At 64.9% G+C, this 23902-nt stretch carries 23 protein-coding genes; 14 read left to right on the top strand and 9 right to left on the bottom strand.

From position 1 onward, the window contains the following. Positions 1-11 precede the first annotated feature (11 nt). The 13 genes from gspG to Q0O99_RS03485 all read left to right on the top strand — a co-directional run bounded on the left by gspG (position 12) and on the right by Q0O99_RS03485 (position 12488). Entirely contained in the window at positions 12-485 is a 474-nt protein-coding gene (gspG, locus tag Q0O99_RS03425) for a type II secretion system major pseudopilin GspG (RefSeq protein WP_293748563.1), read from the top strand. Continuing rightward, positions 460-960, top strand: a complete 501-nt coding sequence (locus Q0O99_RS03430; protein WP_293748565.1) for a prepilin-type N-terminal cleavage/methylation domain-containing protein — start codon at positions 460-462, stop codon at positions 958-960. The genes gspG and Q0O99_RS03430 overlap by 26 nt, the downstream gene beginning before the upstream one ends. Continuing rightward, on the top strand, positions 957-1310 hold the full coding sequence (gspI, locus tag Q0O99_RS03435) for a type II secretion system minor pseudopilin GspI (protein ID WP_293748567.1): 354 nt from the start codon (positions 957-959) through the stop codon (positions 1308-1310). Before Q0O99_RS03430 ends, gspI begins: the two co-directional genes overlap by 4 nt. Then, on the top strand, positions 1310-2083 hold the full coding sequence (locus Q0O99_RS03440; RefSeq protein WP_293748569.1) for a type II secretion system protein J: 774 nt from the start codon (positions 1310-1312) through the stop codon (positions 2081-2083). The genes gspI and Q0O99_RS03440 overlap by 1 nt, the downstream gene beginning before the upstream one ends. Then, on the top strand, positions 2080-3120 hold the full coding sequence (gspK, locus tag Q0O99_RS03445) for a type II secretion system minor pseudopilin GspK (RefSeq protein ID WP_293748571.1): 1041 nt from the start codon (positions 2080-2082) through the stop codon (positions 3118-3120). The genes Q0O99_RS03440 and gspK overlap by 4 nt, the downstream gene beginning before the upstream one ends. Before the next feature lie 7 nt (positions 3121-3127). After that, positions 3128-4387, top strand: a complete 1260-nt coding sequence (gene gspL / locus Q0O99_RS03450) for a type II secretion system protein GspL (protein ID WP_293748573.1) — start codon at positions 3128-3130, stop codon at positions 4385-4387. Then, complete coding sequence (gene gspM, locus Q0O99_RS03455) at positions 4384-4908, top strand: type II secretion system protein GspM (RefSeq protein WP_293748575.1); 525 nt, start codon at positions 4384-4386, stop codon at positions 4906-4908. Before gspL ends, gspM begins: the two co-directional genes overlap by 4 nt. A 5-nt stretch (positions 4909-4913) precedes the next feature. Beyond that, positions 4914-5735 (top strand): type II secretion system protein N, encoded by an 822-nt coding sequence (gene gspN, locus Q0O99_RS03460; RefSeq protein ID WP_293748577.1) that lies wholly within the window; start codon positions 4914-4916, stop codon positions 5733-5735. A gap of 90 nt (positions 5736-5825) precedes the next feature. After that, entirely contained in the window at positions 5826-7997 is a 2172-nt protein-coding gene (gene gspD, locus Q0O99_RS03465; protein ID WP_293748579.1) for a type II secretion system secretin GspD, read from the top strand. Between the two features lie 7 nt (positions 7998-8004). After that, the gene (locus Q0O99_RS03470; protein ID WP_293748581.1) at positions 8005-9411 is read left to right on the top strand and encodes an ATPase, T2SS/T4P/T4SS family; all 1407 of its coding nucleotides are present in this window, start codon (positions 8005-8007) and stop codon (positions 9409-9411) included. Positions 9412-9552: 141 nt separating this feature from the next. Further along, on the top strand, positions 9553-10296 hold the full coding sequence (locus Q0O99_RS03475) for a MipA/OmpV family protein (RefSeq protein ID WP_293748582.1): 744 nt from the start codon (positions 9553-9555) through the stop codon (positions 10294-10296). Between the two features lie 10 nt (positions 10297-10306). Then, the gene (gene gspF / locus Q0O99_RS03480) at positions 10307-11545 is read left to right on the top strand and encodes a type II secretion system inner membrane protein GspF (RefSeq protein WP_293748583.1); all 1239 of its coding nucleotides are present in this window, start codon (positions 10307-10309) and stop codon (positions 11543-11545) included. A 43-nt stretch (positions 11546-11588) separates the two neighbouring features. Next, positions 11589-12488, top strand: a complete 900-nt coding sequence (locus Q0O99_RS03485) for a 5'-nucleotidase (RefSeq protein ID WP_293748584.1) — start codon at positions 11589-11591, stop codon at positions 12486-12488. Here the strand turns inward: Q0O99_RS03485 and Q0O99_RS03490 are convergent, their stop codons facing one another. The 7 genes from Q0O99_RS03490 to Q0O99_RS03520 all read right to left on the bottom strand — a co-directional run bounded on the left by Q0O99_RS03490 (position 12489) and on the right by Q0O99_RS03520 (position 19194). Next, positions 12489-13115, bottom strand: a complete 627-nt coding sequence (locus Q0O99_RS03490; RefSeq protein ID WP_293748586.1) for a DUF3299 domain-containing protein — start codon at positions 13113-13115, stop codon at positions 12489-12491. Between the two features lie 53 nt (positions 13116-13168). Then, complete coding sequence (locus Q0O99_RS03495; RefSeq protein ID WP_293748588.1) at positions 13169-14476, bottom strand: ABC transporter permease; 1308 nt, start codon at positions 14474-14476, stop codon at positions 13169-13171. Then, entirely contained in the window at positions 14473-15162 is a 690-nt protein-coding gene (locus Q0O99_RS03500; RefSeq protein WP_293748590.1) for an ABC transporter ATP-binding protein, read from the bottom strand. Before Q0O99_RS03500 ends, Q0O99_RS03495 begins: the two co-directional genes overlap by 4 nt. Positions 15163-15197: 35 nt before the next feature. Beyond that, positions 15198-16145 carry a DMT family transporter gene (locus Q0O99_RS03505; RefSeq protein ID WP_293748592.1) on the bottom strand — a complete coding sequence of 316 codons (948 nt, stop codon included), beginning with the start codon at positions 16143-16145 and terminating at the stop codon, positions 15198-15200. A gap of 98 nt (positions 16146-16243) precedes the next feature. Further along, positions 16244-17485 carry a hypothetical protein gene (locus Q0O99_RS03510; protein ID WP_293748594.1) on the bottom strand — a complete coding sequence of 414 codons (1242 nt, stop codon included), beginning with the start codon at positions 17483-17485 and terminating at the stop codon, positions 16244-16246. A gap of 271 nt (positions 17486-17756) precedes the next feature. Further along, a complete protein-coding gene (locus tag Q0O99_RS03515; protein ID WP_293748596.1) occupies positions 17757-18545 on the bottom strand; it encodes an enoyl-CoA hydratase/isomerase family protein in 789 nt (262 codons plus the stop codon). A gap of 91 nt (positions 18546-18636) precedes the next feature. Next, a complete protein-coding gene (locus tag Q0O99_RS03520; protein WP_293748598.1) occupies positions 18637-19194 on the bottom strand; it encodes a phasin family protein in 558 nt (185 codons plus the stop codon). A gap of 240 nt (positions 19195-19434) precedes the next feature. On the opposite strand from Q0O99_RS03520, the gene Q0O99_RS03525 reads away from it, so the two are divergent. Next, positions 19435-20034, top strand: coding sequence for a hypothetical protein (locus Q0O99_RS03525; protein WP_293748600.1), 600 nt, complete (start codon positions 19435-19437; stop codon positions 20032-20034). A gap of 6 nt (positions 20035-20040) precedes the next feature. Here the strand turns inward: Q0O99_RS03525 and Q0O99_RS03530 are convergent, their stop codons facing one another. Both Q0O99_RS03530 and mdeB read right to left on the bottom strand, forming a co-directional pair. After that, the gene (locus Q0O99_RS03530) at positions 20041-20970 is read right to left on the bottom strand and encodes an alpha/beta hydrolase (protein ID WP_293748602.1); all 930 of its coding nucleotides are present in this window, start codon (positions 20968-20970) and stop codon (positions 20041-20043) included. A 299-nt stretch (positions 20971-21269) separates the two neighbouring features. Further along, the gene (gene mdeB / locus Q0O99_RS03535) at positions 21270-23879 is read right to left on the bottom strand and encodes an alpha-ketoglutarate dehydrogenase (RefSeq protein WP_293748604.1); all 2610 of its coding nucleotides are present in this window, start codon (positions 23877-23879) and stop codon (positions 21270-21272) included. Positions 23880-23902 lie beyond the last annotated feature (23 nt).

Here is a 23902-nt window from a genome sequence, read left to right on the forward strand (position 1 = left end):
TGATCGAAGCCATGCAAGACCACGCCCCACTCCCCCACCCTTGCGCTGTCGCGGCTGCGGCTCGCCCTGCGCCGGCCCGTCAACGCGGCTTCACCCTGATCGAGCTGATGGTGGTGCTGGCCATCATTGGCGTGTTGGCCGCGTTGATCGTGCCCAATGTGCTGGGCCGCGCGGATGACGCCCGCATCACCGCTGCCCGCACCGATGTGGGCAACCTGATGCAAGCCCTCAAGCTCTACAAGCTGGACAACCAGCGCTTTCCCAGCACCGAGCAGGGCCTGAACGCCCTGATCCTCAAACCCACCACCGAGCCTGTGCCTGGCAACTGGAAGCCTTATCTGGACAAACTGCCCAAAGACCCTTGGGGCCGCCCTTACCAATTTCTGAACCCCGGCATCAAGGGCGAGGTGGATGTGCTGTCCTTTGGCGCTGACGGTCAGGCCGGCGGTGAGGGCAACAATGCCGACCTCGGCAGCTGGCAGTAAACGCCCTTTCGCCCTGTCCCTGGGCTTCACGCTGCTGGAACTGCTGGTGGTGGTGGCCCTGATCGCCGTGGCCACAGCGGGCGTGAGCCTGTCGCTGCGAGACAGCGCCCAAAGCGCCCTTCAGCGCGACGCCGAACGCCTGGCCGTGCTGCTCGAAACCGGCCGTGCCCAGGCCCGCGCCAACGGGTTGCCGGTGGTCTGGCGCACCCAAGACAACTCAGCCAACCCCGTGCAAAGTTTTGTTTTTGAAGGCTTGCCACCGCCTGGCCTGCCGCAAAACTGGCTGGCTGACACCACCCGCGCTGCGCCAGGCAGCGCCATCACCCTGGGGCCGGAGCCCCTGATCGCGCCACAAGCTGTGGCCTTGTCGACCGCACAGTCGGCACCACAGTCTCCCGGCCAGACCCTGTGGGTTGTGACCGATGGCCTGCGGCCCTTCAAAGTGCAAAACACGCGAGAACAGACGCCGCCATGAACCAGCGCGGCTTCACCCTGATCGAGGTGCTGGTCGCCCTGGGCATCACCGCCATAGCGCTGATGGCCGGGCTGCAGGCCACGGGCTCGCTCAGCCGCAATGCCGAACGCCAGACCGTGAGCATGCTGAGCCAAATCTGCGCCGACAACGAATTGATCGTGCTGCGCTTGCGCAGACAACTGCCCGACACGGGCAACACCAGCGTCGAATGCACCCAAGCCGGGCGCTTGCTGCAGGTCGAGGTGTCGGTGCGGCCCACGCCCAACCCCAATTTCAGGCGCGTCGATGCGCGGGTGTTGGACCAAGGCGTTTATGTGCTGCAGGTGTCCACCGTGATGGGGCGCAACTGATGGCGACAACCCAACAAGCCGAGCGCGGCTTCACCCTGATCGAAGTGCTGGTGGCCATCAGCGTGATGGCCTTGATGAGCCTGATGGCCTGGCGCGGGCTGGACGGCATGCTGCGCAGCCAAAGCAGTTTGCAAAGCCGCTCCGACGAGATCCGCGGCCTGCAAGCGGGCCTGGCCCAGTGGCAAACCGACCTGGACCAATTGGCCGAGCTGCCCGGCACCCCCAGCTGGGACTGGAACGGCCAGGTGCTGCGCCTGACACGGCGCACCGCCGACGCCCCCCTGCCCAGCAGCAGCCCAAGTCCCCCCACAAGCGCAACCAACCGCCAGCCCCCCCCCGCGCCCGCCAGTGTCCGCGTGGTGGCCTGGACTTGGCGCAGCGACCCGGGCCGACCCGGCGGGGGTGACTGGCAGCGGTGGCAATCACCGCCCTTGAGTCAGCGCCAGGACTGGCAAAGCGCCTGGGCGCTGGCAGCGCAGTGGGGCCAAACAGCCAACGACAGCACCCGCGCCGGCCAGATCCAGATTCACCCCTTGTCGGGCTGGCAGCTGTTCGTGCACCGGGGCGGCAGCTGGGCCAACCCCTTGTCGAGCGCTGCCGTGACCGCAGGCACGCCTGACAGCCCCAACGCCACCCCCGGCACAACAACCAGCGCCACCCCCCCCACCCCGGATGGTGTGCGTCTGGTGCTGAGCCTGCCCCCCGGTCCCGCCGGATCGGGCCCGCTGACCTTGGACTGGGTGCGGCCGACCTTGTCAGGAGCGCCTCCATGATGCGCCCCTTCTTACGCCCCAAGATGCGCCACCTGAATCGCCCCCTGAAGCGCCAGCGCGGCGCAGCCTTGCTGACGGCCATGCTCACGGTGGCCTTGGTGGCCACGCTGGCCAGCGCCGCACTGTGGCAACAGTGGCGACAGGTCGAGATTGAGATCGCCGAGCGCGGTCGCAGCCAGACCGCCTGGATGATGACGGGCGCACTGGACTGGACACGGCTGATCTTGCGCGAAGACGCGATTTCGGCGCAAAGCGCCGCAGCCGACCACCTGGGCGAGCCCTGGGCCTTGCCGGTGCAAGAATCCAAACTGTCGACCTTCCTGTCGCAAGACCAGCAGTGGCGCGAGGGCGATACCGAGGTTTTTTTGTCGGGCCAGATCACCGACGCCCAATCGCGCATGAACGTGGTGAACTTGGTTGAAGACGGGCAAATCTCACCCCCGGCGCTGGCCCGCTTTGCCGCCTTGTTCGAGCGCCTGGGCCTGCCATTGGCCGAGCTGCAAAGCCTGGCGCAGCAGTTGCCCGCCAGCTTGCAGGCCAGCCGGGCCAGCCAAGCCCCAAACAGCTCAGGCACCAACTCAGGCACCGGCAAAGAAGGACCCGCCGCCTTGATGCCCCAGCAAACGGCTCAATTGGTTTGGCTGGGTCTGAGCCCCGGCACGCTGGCCGCCTTGCAGGCGCACATCACCTTGCTGCCCGAGGCCACCCCCGTGAACCTGAACACCGCCTCGGCCGAGGTGCTCTCGGCCGTGGTGCCCGGGCTGGACCTGGCCTCGGCACGGCAAGCCGTGGCCCAGCGCCAGCGGGGCCACTGGGCCAGCCTGAACGCCGCGAAAGAAGCCCTGGGGCCAAGCGGCCGCCTGCTGAACGACAAACAACACAGCGTGCAAAGCCGTTACTTTGAGGTGCAAGGGCGCATGCGCATCGACAACGTGGTGCAACAAGAGACCGCGCTGGTGCGGCGCGATGGCAGCCAGGTGCGCATGCTCTGGCGCGTGCGCAGCCCCCAATTGCGACTTGATGCCCCTCTACAATGATCTGCACATGCGCACCCTGATCATCCAACTGCCGTCGGGCCCACCCAGCCCCACCCTCGCCTACCCCCATGCCCGGGTCGAGGCCGAGCCCGGCTCACGCCCGCTCACGCTGCAGTGGGCGGCGGCCGCTTTGTTGCCTGCCGCCGATCGCCAATCCGAAACCGTGGCCCTGGTGCCCGCCGCTGCGCTGTCGTGGCACCGCGTCGAGTTGCCTGCCGGCCTGCACAAACAGGCCCAGCGGGTCAAAGCGGCCTTGCAAGGCCTGCTGGAAGACCGCCTGCTGGACGACCCTGAGCACGTGCACCTGGCCTTGCAAACCGATTGGACCAGCACCCCGCGCCCTTGGGTGGCTGCGTGCGACCGAGTCTGGCTGAGCGACCACCTGCAAGCCCTCGAACAAGCAGGTTTGCCCGTGCACCGCATCGTGCCCGAACTCTCCCCAGGCACGCCAGGCAACCCGGTGCAGCTCACCGCCCTGGGCGATGCCGACACCGGCTGGCTGTGGGTCAGCCACCCCGAACGCGGCGTCTGGGGCCAGCCCTGGCCAGCCCTGCGCCCAGCCGGATTGGCGGCCCATGAACGACTGGGGCTGTCCAAGCCCGAGCGGGCCACGGCCACGCTACTGGCCGAACCCGGTGCCGTGGCCTTGGCCACAGAGCTGCTGGGCGCTGGCGTGCGCCTCATGCCCCCGGCCCAGCACTGGCTGACCGCGGTGCAAGGTGATTGGGACCTGGCCCAATTTGAGCTGCGTGCCAACGCCCGCAGCCGCCAACTGAAAAACTGGCAACGCACCGTCAGCAGCCTGTGGCACAGCCCCGCCTGGCGGCCGGCCCGCTGGGGCTTGTGGCTCTTGCTGGCCGCGCAATTGGTCGGCCTGAATGCCTGGGCCTGGAAAACCCGCGCCGACTGGCAAGCCCAGCAAAGCAGCTGGGGCCAGGTGCTGCGCGAGACCTTCCCGCAAACCAGCTTGGTGGTCGATGCGCCGCTGCAAATGACCCAACAAGTCGAGCGGCTGCGCCAAGGCTCGGGCCAGCTCGGCGCAGGCGACCTCGAAGCCATGCTGGCCGCGCTGGGCCAAGCCCTGCCGCCAGGGCTGGCCGCGCCGCGCCAATGGTCTTACCAAACGGGCCAGATGCGCCTGCAAGACTTTCAGCCCGATGCGGCCCAACAGCAAGCCTTGCAGCAAAGCCTGAGCGCACTCGGTTACGCCTGGCGCGCCCAAGGCGACGGCTGGTTGATGAGCGCCCAAGTGGAGGCCAAGCCATGAACCTGCCAACCCTGACCGCGCAATTGCGCAGTGGCTGGCAAGGCGTCTGGTCCCGGCGCAAACCGCGTGAACAGCGGCTGATCGGCATTGGCGTCTGGGTGCTCGGCCTGGCCGCGCTGTGGATGCTGGCTCTGGCCCCGGCACTGCGCACCTGGCAAGAGGCCCCGGCCCGCCAGGCCCTGCTCGACGCCCAAAGCCAGCGCATGCGCCAGCTGCAAGCGCAAGCCCAGAGCCTGCAAAAGCCTGTGGCCATCTCCCGCGCCGATGCCGCCAAGTGGCTGGAGAAAAGCCTGGCGGAACTCGGCCCCAACGCGCGCATCAGCCTGCAGGGTGAAACCGCCACCCTGAGCCTGCAAGCCGCCCCGGCCGCCGCACTGGCCCGCTGGCTGAGCCAAACGCGTGACAACGCCCAGGCTTTGCCCACTCAAGCCCAGCTGCAGCACGCCAGCCCCCCCGGCCCGGACAGCTTGGATGCCACCTGGCGCGGCAGCCTGGTGCTGCGTTTGCCGTCCAATCCATGAACGCCATGAAAACCCTTCGTCGAGCCAGCGCAAGTCCGGTCAGTCCGGTGCGTGCGCCCTGGTCTTTGGCCTGGCTCGGCGCACTCTTGGGCCTGGGCCTGGCGCTGCTGGTGTGGGCGCCTGCCCGCTGGCTGGCTTGGGGCGTGGCCCAGGCCAGTCAAGGCCAGGTGCAATGGCTCAACCCCCGCGGCACGGTGTGGCAAGGCTCGGCCCAGCTGCTGCTCAGCGGCGGCGCGGGCAGCCGCCAGCCGCAGGCCCTGCCCGGCCGGCTGCACTGGAGCCTGTCACCCACCTGGACAGGCCTGCGCCTGGGCTGGCGGGCCGACTGCTGCATGACGCAGGCCGCCAGCTTGCAAGCCGCTTTGGGCTGGAACACCCTGCACCTGCAAACCAGCGACCACCAGTCGAGCTGGCCAGCCGCCTTGCTCAGCGGTCTGGGTGCGCCCTGGAACACGCTGCAGGCCGAAGGTCAATTGCAGCTGCGCACCGAAGCGCTGCAACTGCACTGGGCACAAGGCCGCCTGCAAATGCAGGGCCTGGTGGCGCTGGGCCTGCACGAGATGTCTTCGCGCCTGAGCCCCGTCAAACCCATGGGCAGCTACCGCCTCACCCTGACCGGCACCCCGCAAGGCACGCCCACACCGGGCTTGGCGCTGAGCACCCTGCAGGGCCCTTTGCTGCTGTCGGGCCAGGGCCAATGGGTGGGCCAGCGCCTGCGCTTTACCGGAGAGGCCAGCGCAGCCGAAGGGCATGAGGCGGCATTCGATAATTTGCTCAACATCCTGGGCCGCCGCCAAGGCGCGCGCAGTTTGCTGTCTTTGGGATGAACCCGGTTCAGCCTCAGCCCGCATGATCAGCCCCCACCTTCAACCCCTGTTGCAACCCAGCTGCACCCCCTGTTTCAAGACCTGAACACCATGAACGACTTTGCTCACATGCGCCCCTTGAACCGTGCCCGCTGGCCACGCAGCGCTTTGGCCTTGGCCTGCCTGGCGGCCATGGGCTGGCTCATGCCACAGGTGCATGCCCAGAACGCGGACAAACCCGCGGCCAATCCAATGACGAACCCACCGGCCCTCAAGTCCTCACGCCGCGAACCCGTCACGCTCAATTTTGTGAACGCCGAGATCGAGGCCGTGGCCCGCACCCTGGCCACCTTGTCGGGTGCCAACGTGGTGGTCGACCCGCGAGTCAAGGGCACGATGTCGCTGTCCAGCACCGTGCCCGTGCCCCCGGCACAGGCCCTGCGCTTGTTTGCTGCGCAGCTGCGCACCCAGGGCTTTGCGTTGGTGGAGTCGGCCGGGCTCTACACCGTGGTGCCCGAGGCCGAAGCCAAGCTGCAAAGCAGCGCCGTGTCGGCCGGGGCCGTGCCCGCCGGGACCGGGCAAATCGTCACACAAATCTTCAAACTCAACCACGAAAACGTGAACAACCTGGTGCCGGTGCTGCGCCCCCTGATCAGCCCCAACAACACCATCAACGTCAACCCCGGCACCAACGCGCTGGTCATCACCGACTACAGCGACAACCTGCAGCGCCTGGGCCGCATCATCGCGGCGCTCGATGTGTCCAACGCCACGGGTGTCGAGGTGCTGCGCCTGCGCCACGCCATTGCGGGCGACCTGGCCCCGATGGTGCAGCGCCTGATCGAATCGGGCGCAGCCGCTGCACCAGCCGCGCAAGGCCAGACGGACAGTTCCTTTAAGACCACCGTGATCCCCGAGGTGCGCACCAACTCGCTCATCGTGCGGGCGGCCAACCCGGCCAGGCTGGCGCTGGTGCGCAGTTTGGTCGACCAACTCGACCAGCCCAGTGCCACCGGCGCGGGTGCGGCCAGCGGCAACATCCATGTGGTCTACCTGAAGAACGCCGACGCCACCAAGCTGGCGACCACCTTGCGCGCCGCCATCGCGGGCGAAGGGCGCAGCGGTGCGGTCGCGGCAGGCGCATCACCGGGCAATCCAGCAGCGCCTGCAACAAATCCCGCAAGCAGCAACATCAGCCCCTCAGCCCAGCCGTCCACCGGTGGCCAGATCCAGGCCGACCCGGCCACCAACGCGCTTATCATCAGCGCACCCGAGCCGCAATACCGCCAGCTGCGCAGCGTGATCGACATGCTCGACCAACGCCGCGCCCAAGTGTTTGTGGAGAGCCTGATCGCCGAGGTCAGCGCCGACAAAGCCGCCGAGTTTGGCGTGCAGTGGATGAGCGGCACCGGCACCAACGGAAGCCTTGTGGGCTTGTTGGGCACCAACTTTGCAGTGGGCGGCACCAACTTGCTGACCCTGGCTGCAGGGGCCGCTTCGGGCAATTACACGGCATCGACAGGCTTGAACCTTGCCGTGGGCGCACAACGCAACGGTGCCTTGGCCCTCGGTGCTTTGGCGCGGTTTTTGCAGACAAACGGCGATGCCAACGTGCTGTCCACGCCCAACTTGCTCACGCTGGACAACGAAGAAGCCAAGATCGTGATTGGCCAAAACGTGCCCTTTGTGACCGGCTCCTTCGCAGGAGCAGCAGTGGGCACCACCAACCCCTTCACCACCATTGAGCGCAAAGATGTTGGCCTGACTCTGCGGGTGAGGCCACAGATCAGCGAAAACGGCACGATCAAGATGCAGGTCTACCAAGAAGTGAGCAACGTCGACGCCAAATCCATTGGCTCCAAAGATGGCCTTATCACCAACAAGCGCTCGATTGAGACCAACGTGCTGGTGGACGACGGCGCCATCGTGGTGCTGGGCGGCTTGCTGCAAGACGACACCAGCACCAGCCAAGAAAAAGTGCCGGGCCTGGGAGATATTCCTTTGTTTGGCAATTTGTTCAAGTCGGAAGTCCGCAGCCGCAAAAAGACCAACCTGATGGTGTTCCTGCGCCCGGTGGTGGTGCGCGATGGCGCAGCGGCCGACGCCCTGTCGATGGGCCGCTACGAGCAAATGCGCTTGCAGCAACAGGGTTTCCAGCCGCTGCCCACCGGGCCGCTGCCTGTGGCAGGCTCGGCGGTCTTGCCACCTGTGGACAGGTCGCCCACCGTGACACCCATTGCCCCCGCTGAAGCGAAGCCAGCGACATCCACCCGCCAGCCCTGAACCCGCCATGCGCCACCCCCTGCCCTACGCCTTTGCCCGCACCAGCAAACTGTTGCTGGAGGGCGATGGCGACCGCCTGACCCTTAGTTGGTGTGACGCCAGTGACCGTTCGGCCTTGTCCGAGGTAGCGCGCAAATTTGCAGGACCCAGCCTCCAGATGCAAATCGTGGAGGCCGCCGACCTGAGCCAACGCATCCACCAGGCCTATTCGGGTGGCCAGGCGCACGGCGCGTCCACCGCCGCTGCGGTGGTCAGCGAGGTCGAATCCGAAGCCGACCTCTCGCGCATGATGCAAGACCTGCCCGCGGTGGAAGACCTGCTCGAAGCCAGCGACGACGCGCCCATCATCCGCATGCTCAACGCCTTGCTCACCCAGGCCACACGCGACGGGGCCAGCGACATCCACATCGAGCCCTACGAACGCCACTCGAGTGTGCGTTTCCGCATAGACGGCACCCTGCGTGAAGTTGTACAACCCAACCGGGCGCTGCATGCCGCACTGATTTCGCGCCTGAAAATCATGGCCGAACTCGACATCGCAGAAAAACGACTCCCACAAGACGGCCGCATCAGCTTGCGACTGGGCGCACGCGCAGTCGACGTGCGCGTGTCCACCCTGCCCAGTGCGCATGGCGAACGCGCCGTGCTGCGCTTGCTCGACAAAAGCGAAGCGTGCCTGACCCTGGAGGCCGTGGGCATGCAGGGCCAAGTGCTGCAACAGCTGGACCAACTCATCAGTCAACCGCACGGCATTTTGCTGGTGACGGGGCCCACCGGCTCGGGCAAAACCACCAGTTTGTATGCCGCGCTGCAGCGGCTGGACGCCACGCGCCACAACATCATGACGGTGGAAGACCCCATCGAATACGAGCTGCCCGGCGTGGGCCAGACCCAGGTGAATGCGAAGATCGACCTGACGTTTGCCAAGGCCCTGCGTGCCATCCTGCGGCAAGACCCCGACGTGATCATGATCGGCGAGATCCGCGACTTTGAGACCGCGCAGATCGCCATTCAGGCCTCACTCACCGGCCACCTGGTGCTGGCCACGCTGCACACCAACGACGCGGCCAGTGCGGTGAACCGCCTGATCGACATGGGCGTGGAGCCGTTCTTGCTCAGCTCATCGCTGTTGGGCGTGCTGGCCCAGCGCCTGGTGCGCAAGCGCTGCACCGCCTGCCACGGTGCGGGTTGCGCGGCCTGTGGCCAAACCGGCTACGCCGGGCGCACCGGCATTTTTGAGCTGCTGGTCGCCACCGACGAGGTCCGCGCCCAAATCCACCACCGCGCCGCCGAAGCCGAGCTGCGCGCCACCGCTCTGACCCAAGGCATGGTGCTGATGCGCCACGATGGCCAGCGCCTGGTGGATGCCGGCATCACCAGCGCCGAAGAGCTGCTGCGCGTCACGCGGGACTGAAGCCCGATGAGCCCATGCGCCCCCCGTTGTCCCAACCCACCCTGGTCAGCGACAGACACTTGGCTGGTGATCGCCTTGTGTGGTGTGGGCATGTCAACCGCGGCCATGGCGACCACGGTCCCATCCAAGTCTGAGGCTGCGATGACTGCGCCTGAGGCTTCGGAGGCAGAAACAGCCGTCCCGCAAAACACTGGCCAACGCTCGCGCTACACCCTGGGCCTGAAACTCAAAACCCGGGAATTGTCCGATGGCCACACTGAGCTGGCGCTGCGCCCGGTCCTCGGTTTTCGCTATGGGCGGTGGCGGCTGGGCCATGCCACAGGTGACGAATGGCTGGCCTTCAGCGGTTACCGCAAAGAGTCGAATTTGGCCTACCAGCTGCGCGACGATGAACGCCTGAAAGTGGCGCTGTCTTTGCGCATCCAGAACCTGCAAGACAACAGCAGCTTTGACGGTTTTTCTTCGGGCAAGAACACTTTGCGCGCCCGCGTGAGCGCGAACTACCAACTCAATAAACGCTGGTCGGTGGGCACCGACCTGACGCAAGACCTGATGGACCGTGGCGACGGCACCACCTTGTCGGTGGGGGCATCGTATGGCCTGCCGCTGAGCGAGCGCAGCGCGATCAGCCTGAGCGGCGGCGTCGAATGGGCCACAGCCGACCACTGGGCCACCCAGCTGCGCCTGTTGCCCCCGCCACCCGGAGGCTGGCACTCTGGCTTGGGCTCGGTGGGTCTGGGCCTGAGTTACCGTTATGCCCTCAGCCCACAATGGGCCTGGTTTGGCACAGTGGGCAGCTCGCGCCATCTGGGCCAAGTCCATGCCGTCAGCCCCAGCACCTTGAGCTGGAATGGCCAGATCGGCGTCCTTTACTTCAGCCGCTGAAACCTGACACATGCCCGCCTACCGTTTTGAAGCCCTGCAAGCCGATGGTGTCCTGCGCAAAGGCACGCTCGAAGCCGACAGCCTGAAAACCGCCCGCACCCAGTTGCGCACGCAGCAGCTCGTGCCCCTGCTGGTGGAGGCCATCGCCTCGGGCTCGGCCAGCGAAACGGCCAGCGCCCTGCCCTGGTGGCAGCGCCCCATTGGCGCAGGCCGCGCCTTCAGCACCAGCGAACGCGCCGTGTGGACGCGTCAGCTCGCCGGTCTGGTGGGCAGCGGCTTGCCGGTCGAACGCGCCTTGGCCGCTTTGAGCGAAGAGGTCGAAGACGAGAAGCAGCGCCACCTGCTGGCCGCCATCCGCGCCGACATCAACTCGGGCAGCACCCTGGGCCGGGCGCTGGCGCAGTTTCCGCAAGAGTTTCCAGCCATCGACCGCGCCGTGATCGCCGCAGGCGAGCAAAGCGGCCACTTGTCAGATGTGCTCAACCAGCTGGCGAACGACTTGGAAGACCAGCAAGTGCTGCGCGCCAAGCTCCTGTCGGCCTCGCTGTACCCGGCCATCGTCAGCCTGGTGGCGCTGGCGATTGTGATTTTTTTGGTCACCTCGGTGGTGCCGCAAGTGGCCGGGGTCTTTGCGGGCACTAAACGGCAATTGCCGGGCTTGACCGTGGCCATGCTGGCCATCAGCGACTTTGTGCGCAACTGGGGCTGGTTTCTGCTGTTGCTGTTGGCGGGCGGCTTGCTGGCTTTTCGGCTGGCCATGCGCCAAGCGGCGCTGCGCCTGCGCTTTGACGCCGCCTGGCTGCGCCTGCCCCTGATCGGCCGGCTGGCGCGGGGCTACAACAGCGCCCGCTTTGCCTCCACGCTGGCCATGCTCACGGCCGCGGGCGTGCCCATCCTCAAAGCCCTGCAGGCCGCGGCCGACACGCTGTCCAACCAGGCCCTGCGGGCCGACGCCCTCGAAGCCCTGGTGCGCGTGCGCGAAGGCGCGCCGCTGGGCACGGCGCTGGCGCAAAACGCCCGCTTTCCGGGCCTGCTGTCCATGTTTGCAAGGCTGGGCGAACAAACCGGTCAACTGCCGGTGATGCTGCAACGTGCGGCACAACAAATGTCGGGGGAGGTGCAGCGCCGCGCCCTGGCCTTGGCCACCGTGCTGGAGCCCTTGCTGATCGTCGCCATGGGGGGCATGGTCATGCTGATCGTGCTGGCGGTGCTGATGCCCATCATGCAGCTGAACCAGTTTATCAAGTGAGCGCTGATGAACCGCTTTTTTTGAAGTTTTGAAGGAGTGAACCATGCCCGCCACATTGGAAGGTCAACTCGTCGTCGCGATTTCGTCTCGCGCCTTGTTCGACTTCGAAGAAGAAAACAAGGTGTTCGAGCAAGGCGACGACCGGGCGTACATGAAGCTGCAGCTTGAGCGCCTGGAAGCGCCGGCCAAACCCGGCGTGGCCTTTTCTTTGGTGCGCAAGCTGTTGGACTTCAACAATGCCGATGCGCAGCGCGTGGAGGTGGTGATCCTCTCGCGCAACGACCCGGTCTCGGGCATGCGGGTGTTCCGCTCGGCGCAGCACTACGGCCTGCCCATCCAGCGCGGCAGCTTCACACGCGGGCAGCCGCCGTGGCGCTACCTGCGGCCGCTCAACGCCAACCTGTTTTTGTCCACCCATTTGTCCGATGTGCGCGCCGCGCTCGATGCCGGTGTGCCTGCCGCGCAGGTCTACCCGCACTCGGCGCTGGCGTCCGAGGCGCACCCGCACGAGGTGCGCATTGCTTTTGACGGCGATGCCGTGCTGTTTTCCGACGAAGCCGAGCGCGTGTTTCAAGCACAAGGCCTGTCGGCATTTCAGAAACACGAAAGCGACAGAGCAGGTCAACCCCTGCTGGCCGGGCCTTTCAAGCCCCTGCTGCAAGCGCTGCAACAATTACAGCAAGCAGGCACACCGGCCATGCGCATCCGCACCGCACTGGTCACGGCCCGCAGCGCCCCGGCGCACGAGCGCGCCATCCGAACCCTGATGGACTGGAACATTGAAGTCGATGAAGCCATGTTTTTGGGTGGCTTGCCCAAAGGCGAATTTCTGCGCGAATTCGAACCCGACTTTTTCTTTGACGACCAAACCGGCCACATCGAATCGGCGGCTCGGCATGTGCCTTCGGGGCATGTGGCTTCGGGGGTGTCCAATCCGGCGTGATCAGCGCTTTTTGTCCTGGTAAGGCGTCACGGCCTTGGCGTCGATGCGGTAACTGGCCACGCCCATGTGCGAGTCGGTCTTGGTGGCACTCAAGGGGCCGGACACCCAGACCACGTCCATGAGGCGCAGGTTCTTAACAGGTTTGTCCAAGAGCACATGCACGATTTGGTTGGCCGGGGGCGGGGGCGAATGCACGCAAGCGCCGAAGTAAGGCACCAGCAAAAACTCCTTGATGCCAGCGGCCAGGTCTTCCAGCGGCACCACATAGCCCGGCAGGCGCACGCCCTGACCAAGAATCAGGGGGTTGATGGGCGCGTTGTCCCACATTTGGCGCATTTTTTTCAGCGCCTCCTCGGCCTTGGGGTCGTTGTCTTTCAATGCGTCAAGGTTGAGCGCCTTGAGGTCTTTGTACGGGTCCCAGCCTGCCGGAATCAGCTGCTCCCAGCCGATGGTGCGCGTGGCTCCCGGCACGTTGGCACCGGGCGGAGAGGCGTCGGCCGACAAGGCGGGCTGGACCAGAGGCACGGTGTCGCGCACGGTCTCTCGCACACTTTGCGCCTGCGCACTCCAGACCCACAACGCAGGCAGCAGCACGCCCACCGTCCAACACCTTGCAACTTGTCTCATCCCTGCGCTCTCATTCCCGTTGTCATTGCAGCGCATTGTGCAGCAACCCCACCTCACACGCGTGGCGACAAGCCGTCGGCCAGGGACAATCGGTAGGCCCGCCAAGCGGGCCCGAGGCTGGCCAGCAATCCGGCCAGCAAGACCGCGCCCGCCAGCGCCAGCTGCGAAGGCAAAGGCGCCTCCATTTGCAAGCGAATGCCCAGCGACTGCTGCAGCCAGGGTGTGGCCAAGGCCATGCCCGAGTGGGCCAACAGCACACCCAACGCGACCCCGGCGCAGGTGACCCACAGCCCTTCGAGCGTGAGCAGACCCAGCACATGGCGCGGCGCGGCGCCCACGGCGCGCAGCACCGCCAGTTCGCGGCGGCGCTCGTTCAGGCCCGCCAGCACCACCGCCACGAGCGAGACCACACTCACCAAGGCCACCAGGGCCGAGACTGCCAGCAAGGCGTTTTCACCCAGGCCCAGCACCGACCACAACTCCCCCAAGGCCACGCCGGGCATGACGCCGATCAGGGCTTCTTCTTCGTAGAAATTCACGAAGCGCTGAACATTGAAGACGGCCGCACGGCTTTTCAGACCCACCAGGGCGGCCGTGACTTCTTCGGGCTCCAGGTTGAATTTGCGCGCCTGGTCGGCCGGGATCTGCCCGCCCGGCATGGGCGTGCCCGCGACCCAGTCGAGGTGGATGGCTTCCAGGGCCTTGAGGCTCACTTGCACCGAACGGTCCACCGGGGTGCCCGTGGGGGCCAGAATGCCGACCACCTTGAAGGGCTTGTCGGCATGTTCGTCAGTATTTCCGTCGGCTGGCTCGCCTTTGTGGTCATGGTCATGGTCGTGCATGCCGTGGCCCAGCGTGATACTTTGGCCCAAGCCATAGCCCATCTTGCGCGCCACTTCGGCCCCGATCACCGCCTCGTACAAACCATCGAGCGTGTCGGCAAACGCCGCGCCTTGCTGCAAGACCAGCGGCTGTTTGTCGCCATAGGCAAAGTGCTGAAAATAAGCGGGCGTGGTGCCGAGCACTGGAAAGCCCCGGTGCGAGTCGCCCAGACTCAAAGGCACGACCCAAGACACCGAGCGGTGCTGCGCGAGCTTGAGCACACTCTCCATGCGCATGCTTTGCGGCACGCTGCCAATGTGGAACACCGAAAACAGCATCAGCTGCAACGGGCTGCTGCGCGCGCCCACGATCAAATCGACACCGCTGACCGATTGCGAAAAACTGTGGCGGATGTCGTGGCGCAAACGCTCCAAAGTCCACAGCAAGGCGGTGGCCAACGACAGCGACACCACCACCCAAACCAGGGTGCTGCGCCGGTTCCAGGCACTTTGCCGGGCGATGGTCAGCAGCTTGTTCATGCCTTCACCCCCGCTTGTTGCAAGGCGGGCAAGGACCACTGCACATCAAAGCGTGCGGCCTGCTGTTCGTCGTGGCTCACGCACACCAAGGCGCTGCCCGCGTCGCGTGCGGCCTGCAGCAACAAGTCCATGAAGCCCTGGCGCAAAGCCGCGTCGAGTGCCGAGGTGGGCTCGTCGGCCAAAATCAATTCGGGCTGACCCATCAGTGCGCGGGCAGCGGCCACGCGCTGCTGCTGGCCCACCGACAAGGTGTCGGCCCGGCGGCGCCACAGGGCCTCGGGCAAACCCATGCGCTGCAACCAGCTTTGGGCCGCGGTCTCGGGGCCACCGGCAGCTTGGCAGCGCTCGCGGCGCAGCTTGGAGAAACGGCAAGGCAGGGTCACGTTGTCCAGCACACTCAGGTAGGGCAGCAAATTGAACTGCTGAAACATCACGCCCACATGGTCGGCCCGAAAGGCGTCGCGCTGGCCGGCCTTCAAAGCGGCCCAGTCTTGCCCCAGCAAAGACACGCGCCCTTGGCGAGGCGACAACACCCCCGCCAGCAGGCCGAGCAAAGTGCTTTTGCCGCAGCCGCTGGGTCCGTGCAAAAAAACAGTTTGTCCACGGTCCACCAGCAGGCGGCCCAGCAGCAGTGTGTCTGGCCCTCCCCGGGTCCAGGCAAAGCGCAATGGCTCGATGTCGATCACACAGTTCTCCCTGTTGAGCGGGGCAATATACCCCGTCAATTGGGCTCAGCGGTTTTTCTCCGGCCTTCTCTGCGGGCAATCCAGACGGTGGCACCCAAGATGACCAGGGCCCCAGCCCAAGTCCACTGGCTGGGCACATCGCCAAACACCAGCCAGCCCAGAATCGAGGCCCAGACCAGGTCGAGAAAGCGCAACGACTGGGTGGCCGAAATGTCGGCCAGCGCAAAGGCCCGCGTCAGGCAATAGTGGGCCAGCGTGCCCAACACGCCCGTGGCGGCAAAGCCGATCCACTGCATCAGGGTGGGCGCTTGCCAGTTGGGCAGCGCCATCGGCAAGCTCAAAATCGTGACCGTCAGGGCTTGCCACAGCACAATCACGCCCGCTTTTTCGTAGCGGGTCAAGGCTTTGGTGATCAGGAAGGACGCCGCAAACACCGGCGACGAGGCCAACATGATCAGGTTGAACCAGCCCCCCTCACCCGACATCTTGGGCAAGACCACCACCAGCACACCCGCAAAACCAATGATGGCGGCGATCCAGCGGTCCCGGCGCATCGGCTCGCCCAAAAACCAGGCCGCGCCGAGCATGATGAAAATCGGACCGGTAAAGCCAATCGCGGTAATGTCGGCCAGCGGAATCTTGGGCAAGGCCGTGAACCACAACACCAGCCCCAGCGTGTGCACCCCACCGCGCCAGAACTGGCCCACCATGTTCACTGGCATGTAAGACCGCCAGCCACCGCGCCAAACCCAAGGCAAGATGAACAACAGGCCAAACAAGTAACGCAAAAACTGCGATTGGTAAACGTCCAGTTGCAGCGTCAGCTCACGGGCGATGGTGTTGAGGAAAGAAAACAGCAACCCACCCAGCACCATCCAGACCATGCCCCGAACGGCCGCTGGCAAGGCGTCAAAGGCCCGCCTGCTGCGGTGCTGCGCAAGCGACCACTGGCGGGATGGGGACCAAGGCTTGCGCGGTTTCATGCCGCTGCGCTTTTGTAGGGGTGAATCACCCGATCATCTTAGGGGCAATGCGCACCCTCGCCGGTCGCTTGCGTTACCAACCTTGCCTCCTCGCCACTTCAGGTCGGCGGCAGGGGTGGCAAGGACCTGGCTGCCGGGTTGGCAGCCGGAGCGGCCGGCGCTGCGGGTGCCAAAGCCGGCGGTGGCGGTGTTGCCGTTGGGCTCGTCTGGGCTGGTGCCGCAGCTGGCGCCACTGCCACGGGAGCCACGGGTGCTGCGGGTGCGGGTTGCGCTGCTGGCGCCCCAGCAGGTGGCACGGAACCCGGCGCCACAGGCGCAGCCGAACTGGCGGGTTGGGGCGTTGCTTGCGGCTTGGCATCGGGCGCAGGCACGCCCCTGATCTTGTCGATCTGCTTGAAGACCCAATTTTTCTCTTGCGCGGCCAGTGCTTTTTCTTCGGCAATTTGCACCTTCAAGGCGGCGATCTTGTCTTGCAGCGCACGCTGCTCGGCCGCCTTGGCCTCTTGGGCTTGTTGCTCGGCCTTCAGCCGGGCGTCTTCGATGGCCTGCCGATTGGCTGCATCTTCAGCGGCCTCGCGGGCCACGCGGTCTTTTTCCTGCTGGATGCGCGAGGTCCTGACCGATGCGATCTCACGCACCCCAGAGCTCCAGGGCAAATTTTGCAATTGCATTTGAATGGCGGCTTCGCGCGAAATCGTCTGCACCTTGCCGTTCACGCTGGCCGTGAAGAAGCCTTCACACCGGGTTTTGATGCCCGCCACGGTGCAGGCATGGCTTTGCGGGCTTTGCGTGCCCCAGGCTTTGGGCCGCGCCAAAAACGCCTCGCATTGGGCAAAAGCCCGCTCAATTCTGGCGTCCTCACCGCTGGGCTGCGGGTCATTGAAGTCAAACCACTCGGGCCGCACCCGGTCCAGCTCGAACGCGGTACGCACGCACTCGGCCTTGGCCGGCGCCAATTGCGCCTGCATGCCAGCCCACACGGCCCGGGTCAAGGCATTGCTGCTGACCACCTTGAAGCGGGTTTCGCCTTGTGTGGGGCAGCCATTGACCACCTGGTCATTGATGCGACGGGACTGGCCTTGCCAACGCACCGTGACGGACTCCTCATTCAGCGGTGTGATGGCCATGGCCGTGTCAAAGAACGGGGCTTGCACCACACGTTCCACATCGGCCTGACCGGGCACGCTGATGCGCAAATTGCAGCGGGTCTCGCCATTGACCACCCTGGCCGCCACCGGCACGGTCTGGGTCTGTCCGGCCAGCAGCACGTACTGGCCCGCCCATGCCCAAGGCGCAGCACACAGCCACAGCAAACCAACCCAACCAACACTTGTTCTCATCGCGCACCCGTCCACAAAAACCTTTGATTGATGAGGCTCTCTGAAGTTTTCAATGCTCAAAGCTGTTGTAGGTCGGCGGCTTCAGCCCCGACATGCAGCCTGCACCGAAGCCATCCATGTCGGGGCTAAAGCCACCGACCTACAAGATGACTTAGCGCACACATTTCAAACTTCAGCAAGCCTGGTCCATAAAGGACGTATCGGCAGCAAAGCGCCCAACTTGATAGCGCGGCGGGAGGTCATCCATGCGAGGTTTTGGCTCAACAGCGGCTCAGCGGCCGGTAAAGACCGGCGTGCGGCGCTGCGCAAAGGCCGCCCGGCCTTCGGCAAAGTCGGCACTTTGGCTGGCGCGCTGTGCGCGCTCTCGCATGCGGGTCACGTCCCCCAACCCAGCCTCAATTTCGCGAATCGATTGCTTGGTGTCTTGCAAGGCCAGGGGGGCCAACGCCAAAAGGTCGCGCACCAAGGCCTGCTGGGTGGCTGCCCAGTCGTCAGCGCTGACCAGGGCCTCGAACAGGCCCAGGGCATCGAGTTGCCGGTCGGTAAAAGGCCGGGCCGTCAAAAAAGCCCTTTTGGTGGCGGCCAAGCCAAAACGGCTGACATAACGCTGCAAGCCACTGGGGTAATAGTGCAAACCCAACGCGGTGGCTGGCATGCGCCACTCGATGCCTTGCAAGCCGATGCGCAGGTCGCAAGCCAACACCACATCGGTCGCGCCGCCGTACACGCTGCCGTTCAGCGCGCAAAGGGTGACCGGACGCATGGCGGCCAGGGCATCGGGGATTTCTTCAAACAGGGGCGCACCATGCCCGGACTCGTCAAAGCCGCCGATGTCAAAGCCCGCGCAAAAAACCGGCCGGGGCTGCCCCGCCGTGTTGGCCGTCAGCACCATCACGCGCACCTCGGAGTCGAGGTTCACAGCGTCAAAGTGCGCCATCAAAGCCGCGAGGTCGGCATTTTCCAGTCGGTTGCGCTGGGCCGGGCGGTTCAGGGTGATGGTGGCCACACCGCCTTCGGTGTGCAAAACGGGAACAGAAGCTGGCGTGAGAGTTGGTGACATAAGGGCAATCCAAAACAAAAAAGGGTGTCCTAAGACACCCTCATTGTAGGTAACAGCCCCTGAGTTAAGGGCTGGCCCATGAAGCCAAAGCTCAAGCCTTGGCTTTGGACTTGCTCATGGCGGACTTGACCGAAGCTTCGGCTTGGGCCGTGACAGCCTTCATGCTGGTTTCGGCGCTGTCAGCGGCTTGCTTGGCCACTTTTTTCAGAGTCTCGGCAGCGGTTTGGCTGGCTTCGAAAGCCGTCTTGAGCACGGCCACAGCGGCGTCAGAACCGGCGGGGGCGTTCTTCAGGCTGTTTTCGACCAGGCTTTTGACGGCTTGCTCGGACTCGGCCATTTTGCTTTCGACGGCCTTGGTGAACTGGGCACCGGTGCTGTTGGCGATGTCAGCGATGTGACGACCGTAAGAGACCGACTTTTCGAAGGCAGGCTGCACCAGAGCGGCTTGCACAGCCATCAGGTCTTGAGGCGACTTGGCGGCCATCAGGGCTTGCATGTTGGCGAAAGACTCGCCCACAGCGGCTTTGCCAGCGGCCATGTTCAGCTCGACCAGGCGCTCGAAGCTGGCGAAAGCCGATTGCGACAGGCCAGCGGCTGCGTTCAGGTTGGCTTGTTGGGTGGCGGTGAATTGTTCAGCGTTGAAGTTCATGATTTTTTCCTTTGAGAAGTTTTGTTGCACTGCAGCAATTGGAACAGCATGGGTGCGCTGTGGCAAGGGAAAACCCGCACTTTAGAGTCCGCTCTCCAAATCGGGGGCTGTGGTGTGCAGGTTCGTTGATGCGTCGGGCCCAAGGGGCTGCCATGGGCGAGGCAAGGTTGTTGAGTGGCCTCTGCGCCGGGCTCACTACACTTGATGGTTCGGCCAATCTGGCCCCCTCACCTTGCATGTATGGAATTCATCAGCCTGTTCTTCATTTTGGCCATGGGCATCCACTGGCTCAACCTCCAGGGCCAGCGCAAACGCACTGCCTTGCTGGCCGAGCAATTGCGCCCTTTTCAGATCGAAAAAAACATGGCCCAACTCACGGGCGCCTACATGCGGGCGCTGGGCGAGTCTGACTTGGCGCGGCAGCAGCAAATCATGCAACTGCAAGAACAGGCGGAGCAACAGATGGCCAACGAGTTCCAAAACCTGGCGCGCGAGTTTGCCAAGCTGCCCGCCCCCGTGGCGCGTGGCTTCAAAGTGGCGCTGCCCTACATCGACCAGCTCTCGCCCAAAGCCACGTTTGACATGCGCCGCATGCTGGAAGTGCACGCCCAAGGCATTGAGCGGGCGGTGAACAACCTTCAAGGCCTGTCCACCAAAGAGCGCTCGTTTCGCATGATGGGCGAAATGTTTTTGATGCAGCACAGCTGCCACTGGTTTTGCCGCTCCAAGACCATCGCCTCGGCCCGCATGCTGACCCAGCACCAAACCCGCTACGAGCAAGCGCTGGACGCCGTCAGCCCCGAAACACGCCAGGCCTATCTGGCCGTGGTGCAAGGCTGATCAGCCCTACTTCCAAGCCGTGCGCAGCGCGTGGGCGCACAAGGCCACCGCCGTGTTGGCCTCTTGCAGCACCCGCCCCATGGTGATGAAACCGTGGATCTGCCGCTCAAAGCAGATGTATTGCGATGACACGCCCGCCTGGCTCAGGGCATCGGCGTACATCAGGCCCTCGTCGCGCAAAGGATCAAAGCCCGCCGTCAACACGAACGCTGGCGGCAAGTGGGCGTGGCTGGGGGCCAGCTGCGGTGAAGCGCGCCAGTCTTGGGCGTCTTGCGGGCCGCGCAGGTAGTTGCCCGAATACCAGGCCATGGACTCACGCGTGAGCATGTAGCCTTGGCCGTTGGCTTGGTACGAAGCCGTGTCGGGGGCCATCAGCGTGCTGGGGTAAATCAGCAATTGCATGACTGGCTTCAGGCCCAAGTCGCGCAAGCCCAGGCAAGCCGCAGCAGCCAAGTTGCCCCCTGCGCTGTCGCCACCGATGGCGATGCGTGCAGGGTCAATGCCCAAAGTGGCCGTTTGCGAGGCCACCCATTGCCAGGCCGCCACCGCATCGTCGTAGGCTGCTGGGAATTTGTGCTCCGGTCCCATGCGGTAATCCACCGCCACCACCACGCCACCGGCTTGCTGGCACAGGCTGCGGCACAGCACATCGTGCGTATCCAGATCACCCACCGTCCAGCCCCCACCGTGCAAGTAAACCAAGGCGGGCAGGGCCTGCTTGGCCTCACTCGGGTGGTACACCCGCACCGCAACGTCCACGCCCGAATGGCTGAAATGCAGGTCTTGCACACGCCCCACCTCGGGGGCCTCGGACTGGGTGATGGAACGCCTTGCCAGGTAAGAGGCCCGCGCCTCCACCGGCGTTTGCGTGTAAACCGGGGGAATGCCCTTTTCGCTCAACAAAGTCATCAGGGCTTGGGCTTGCGGGTCGAGCATGGGGGCACTCCGAGGGGTTGAAACGTTGGCGCATTATGTGTGCGCGAGTGGCCCCCTCTGGGCAAATGGGCGACACAACCAGGCGCAGCCATCGCGTCACCCCATCCGTCATGGCGAGGAGCTTGCGACGTGGCCATCCATCTTCGTTCGGTCGAAAGGTCAGCAGCGCTGGGACCACCCCAGCAGATGGATGGCCACGCTTCGCTCGCCATGACGAAGAAAAAAGGCTCCGCAATGTCGGATCAAAAGGCGCGACATTTGGCTGCAAGGCTGACAGCGACGTGGCAGGCGTTGGCTTTTCAGTTGACCAGGGCTTGCCGCGCCGCTTGCGCGATGCTGCCAGCGTCCACCGCAAAAAAGCGGCGCAGGGCGGCCCGCGTGTCGCTGCGGCCAAAGCCGTCTGTGCCCAGCGTGGTGTAGCGGCGGCCGTCAGGCACAAAAGCGCGCACGCTCTCGGGCACGGCACGCACGTAATCGGTGGCGGCGATCACCGGGCCGTGGGTGGCGCTCAGCAAATGGGATAAATGGCCAGCGCGCACCCCTGGCGCAGCGTCTTGCGCCATGCCGTCGCGCGCCAGCTCGCTCCAGCTGGTGATGCTCAGCACCTCCACGCCCACGCCTTGCGCAGCCAATTGCTCAGCGGCCTTGATGACTTCGGTCAGGATCGCGCCAGAGCCGAGCAAGGTCACGCGCTGTGCGGCATCGCTCGGGCCGTACACCCCAAAGCGATACCCCCCGCGCAGCACATCGCCCTCGACCCCTGGCGGCAAGTCGGGCTGGGCGTAGTTCTCGTTCATCAGGGTGACGTAATAAAACACATCGGCCTGCTGTTCGACCATCTCGCGCATGCCCTCGTCCAGAATCACCGCCAGCTCGCCCGCAAAGGCGGGGTCATAAGCCTTGCAGTTGGGGATGGTGGCCGCCACCAAATGGCTGCTGCCGTCTTGGTGCTGCAGGCCCTCGCCACCCAAGGTGGTGCGCCCCGAGGTGGCACCCAGCAAAAAGCCCCGCGCCCGTTGGTCGGCCGCAGCCCAAATGGCGTCGCCCACACGCTGGAAACCGAACATCGAGTAATAAATGTAGAAGGGCAGCATGGCCAAGCCGTGCACGCTGTAGCTGGTGGCGGCCGCCGTCCAGCTGGCGATCGCGCCCGCTTCGCTGATGCCTTCTTCCAGAATTTGGCCGTCGGTGGCTTCGCGGTAGCTCAGCACCGAGCCAATGTCTTCGGGCGCATAACGCTGGCCCACGCTGCTGTAAATGCCCACCTGCTTGAACAGGTTGGCCATGCCAAAGGTGCGCGCCTCATCGGCCACGATGGGCACGATGCGCGGGCCAAGCTGGCTGTCTTTGAGCAAGCCGCCCAGCATGCGCACAAAGGCCATGGTGGTGCTCATCTCTTTGCCGTCGGCCTGCAACGCAAACTGTCCGTAGGTGCTCAAAGCGGGCACGGGCAAGCGCTCACACGCGGTCTCGCGTTTGGGCAAGCTGCCACCCAATTGGGCGCGGTGCTCGCGCAGGTAACGCATCTCGGCGCTGTCGTCGGCGGGCTTGTAAAACGCCAAGCCCTTGGCCTGCTCATCGCTCAGCGGCAAATCAAAGCGGTTGCGGTAGTCGATCAGGTCTTGCCCATCGAACTTCTTTTGGCTGTGCGTGGTCATCTTGCCCTGGCCTGCGCTGCCCATGCCAAAGCCTTTTTTGGTGTGCGCCAGGATCACCGTGGGTTGGCCGCGGTGCGCCGCCGCAGCGGCATAGGCGGCGTGGATTTTGACGATGTCGTGCCCGCCGCGCTTGAGCCGGTCGATCTGCTCGTCGGTCATGCCCTGCGCCAGCCGCGCCAGCTCTTCGTTTTGGCCAAAGAAGTTGTCGCGGTTGTAGCGCCCGTCCTTGGCCGCAAAGGTCTGCATCTGGCCGTCCACGGTGTTGGCAAAGGCGCGCAGCAAAGCACCCGTGGTGTCGCGCGCCAGCAGGCCGTCCCAATCGCTGCCCCACACCAACTTGATCACGTTCCAGCCCGCGCCGGCAAACAGCTTTTCCAGCTCGTCGATGATGCGGCCGTTGCCGCGCACCGGGCCATCGAGTCGCTGCAAATTGCAGTTGACCACCCACACCAGGTTGTCGAGTTTTTCGCGGGCGGCCAGCGTGAGCGCGCTCATGCTCTCGGGCTCGTCCATCTCGCCATCGCCAAACACGCCCCACACCTTGCGGGCGCTGCAGTCTTGCAACTGGCGGTGCGTCAGGTAACGCATGAAGCGCGCATGGTAAATCGAGCTGATCGGCCCCAAGCCCATCGAACCAGTGGGGAACTGCCAAAAATCGGGCATCAGCCAAGGGTGCGGGTAGCTCGACAAACCGCGTGCGCCGCTCTCGGGCGCGGTGATTTCTTGGCGGTAATGCAGCAAGTCGGCCTCCGTCAGGCGCCCTTCCAGAAAGGCGCGGGCGTACACACCGGGCGCGCTGTGCGGCTGAAAAAACACCAGGTCGCCTTGGTGCTGTTCGGTGCGGGCATGAAAGAAGTGGTGAAAGCCGGTCTCAAACAAATCGGCCACGCTGGCGTAACTGGCGATGTGCCCGCCCAGCTCACCATAGGCCTGGTTGGCACGCACCACCATGGCCAACGCGTTCCAGCGCATGATGGCCACCAGCCGCTCTTCGGTGGCCAAATCGCCCGGAAACACCGGCTGCTCGTCGACCGCGATGGTGTTCATGTAAGGCGTGTTCAGCTCGGGCTGCCAGCCGGTGCGCTGCTGGCGCGCCACGATGGCCAGCTCATCCAGAATCTGCCGGGCCCGCGCTGGGCCTTGGGTGCCGATCAGCGCCAGCAAAGCCTCACGCCACTCGGCGGTTTCTTCCGGGTCCACATCGTGGGGGTGTGACAGCGCGTGCAAGAGGGGTTCAAAAGGTGCGTTCATGCACTTCACTTTACAGAGGCCGT

Source organism: Limnohabitans sp. Rim8 (assembly GCF_945901735.1).
Taxonomy (GTDB): Bacteria; Pseudomonadota; Gammaproteobacteria; order Burkholderiales; family Burkholderiaceae_C; genus Limnohabitans_A.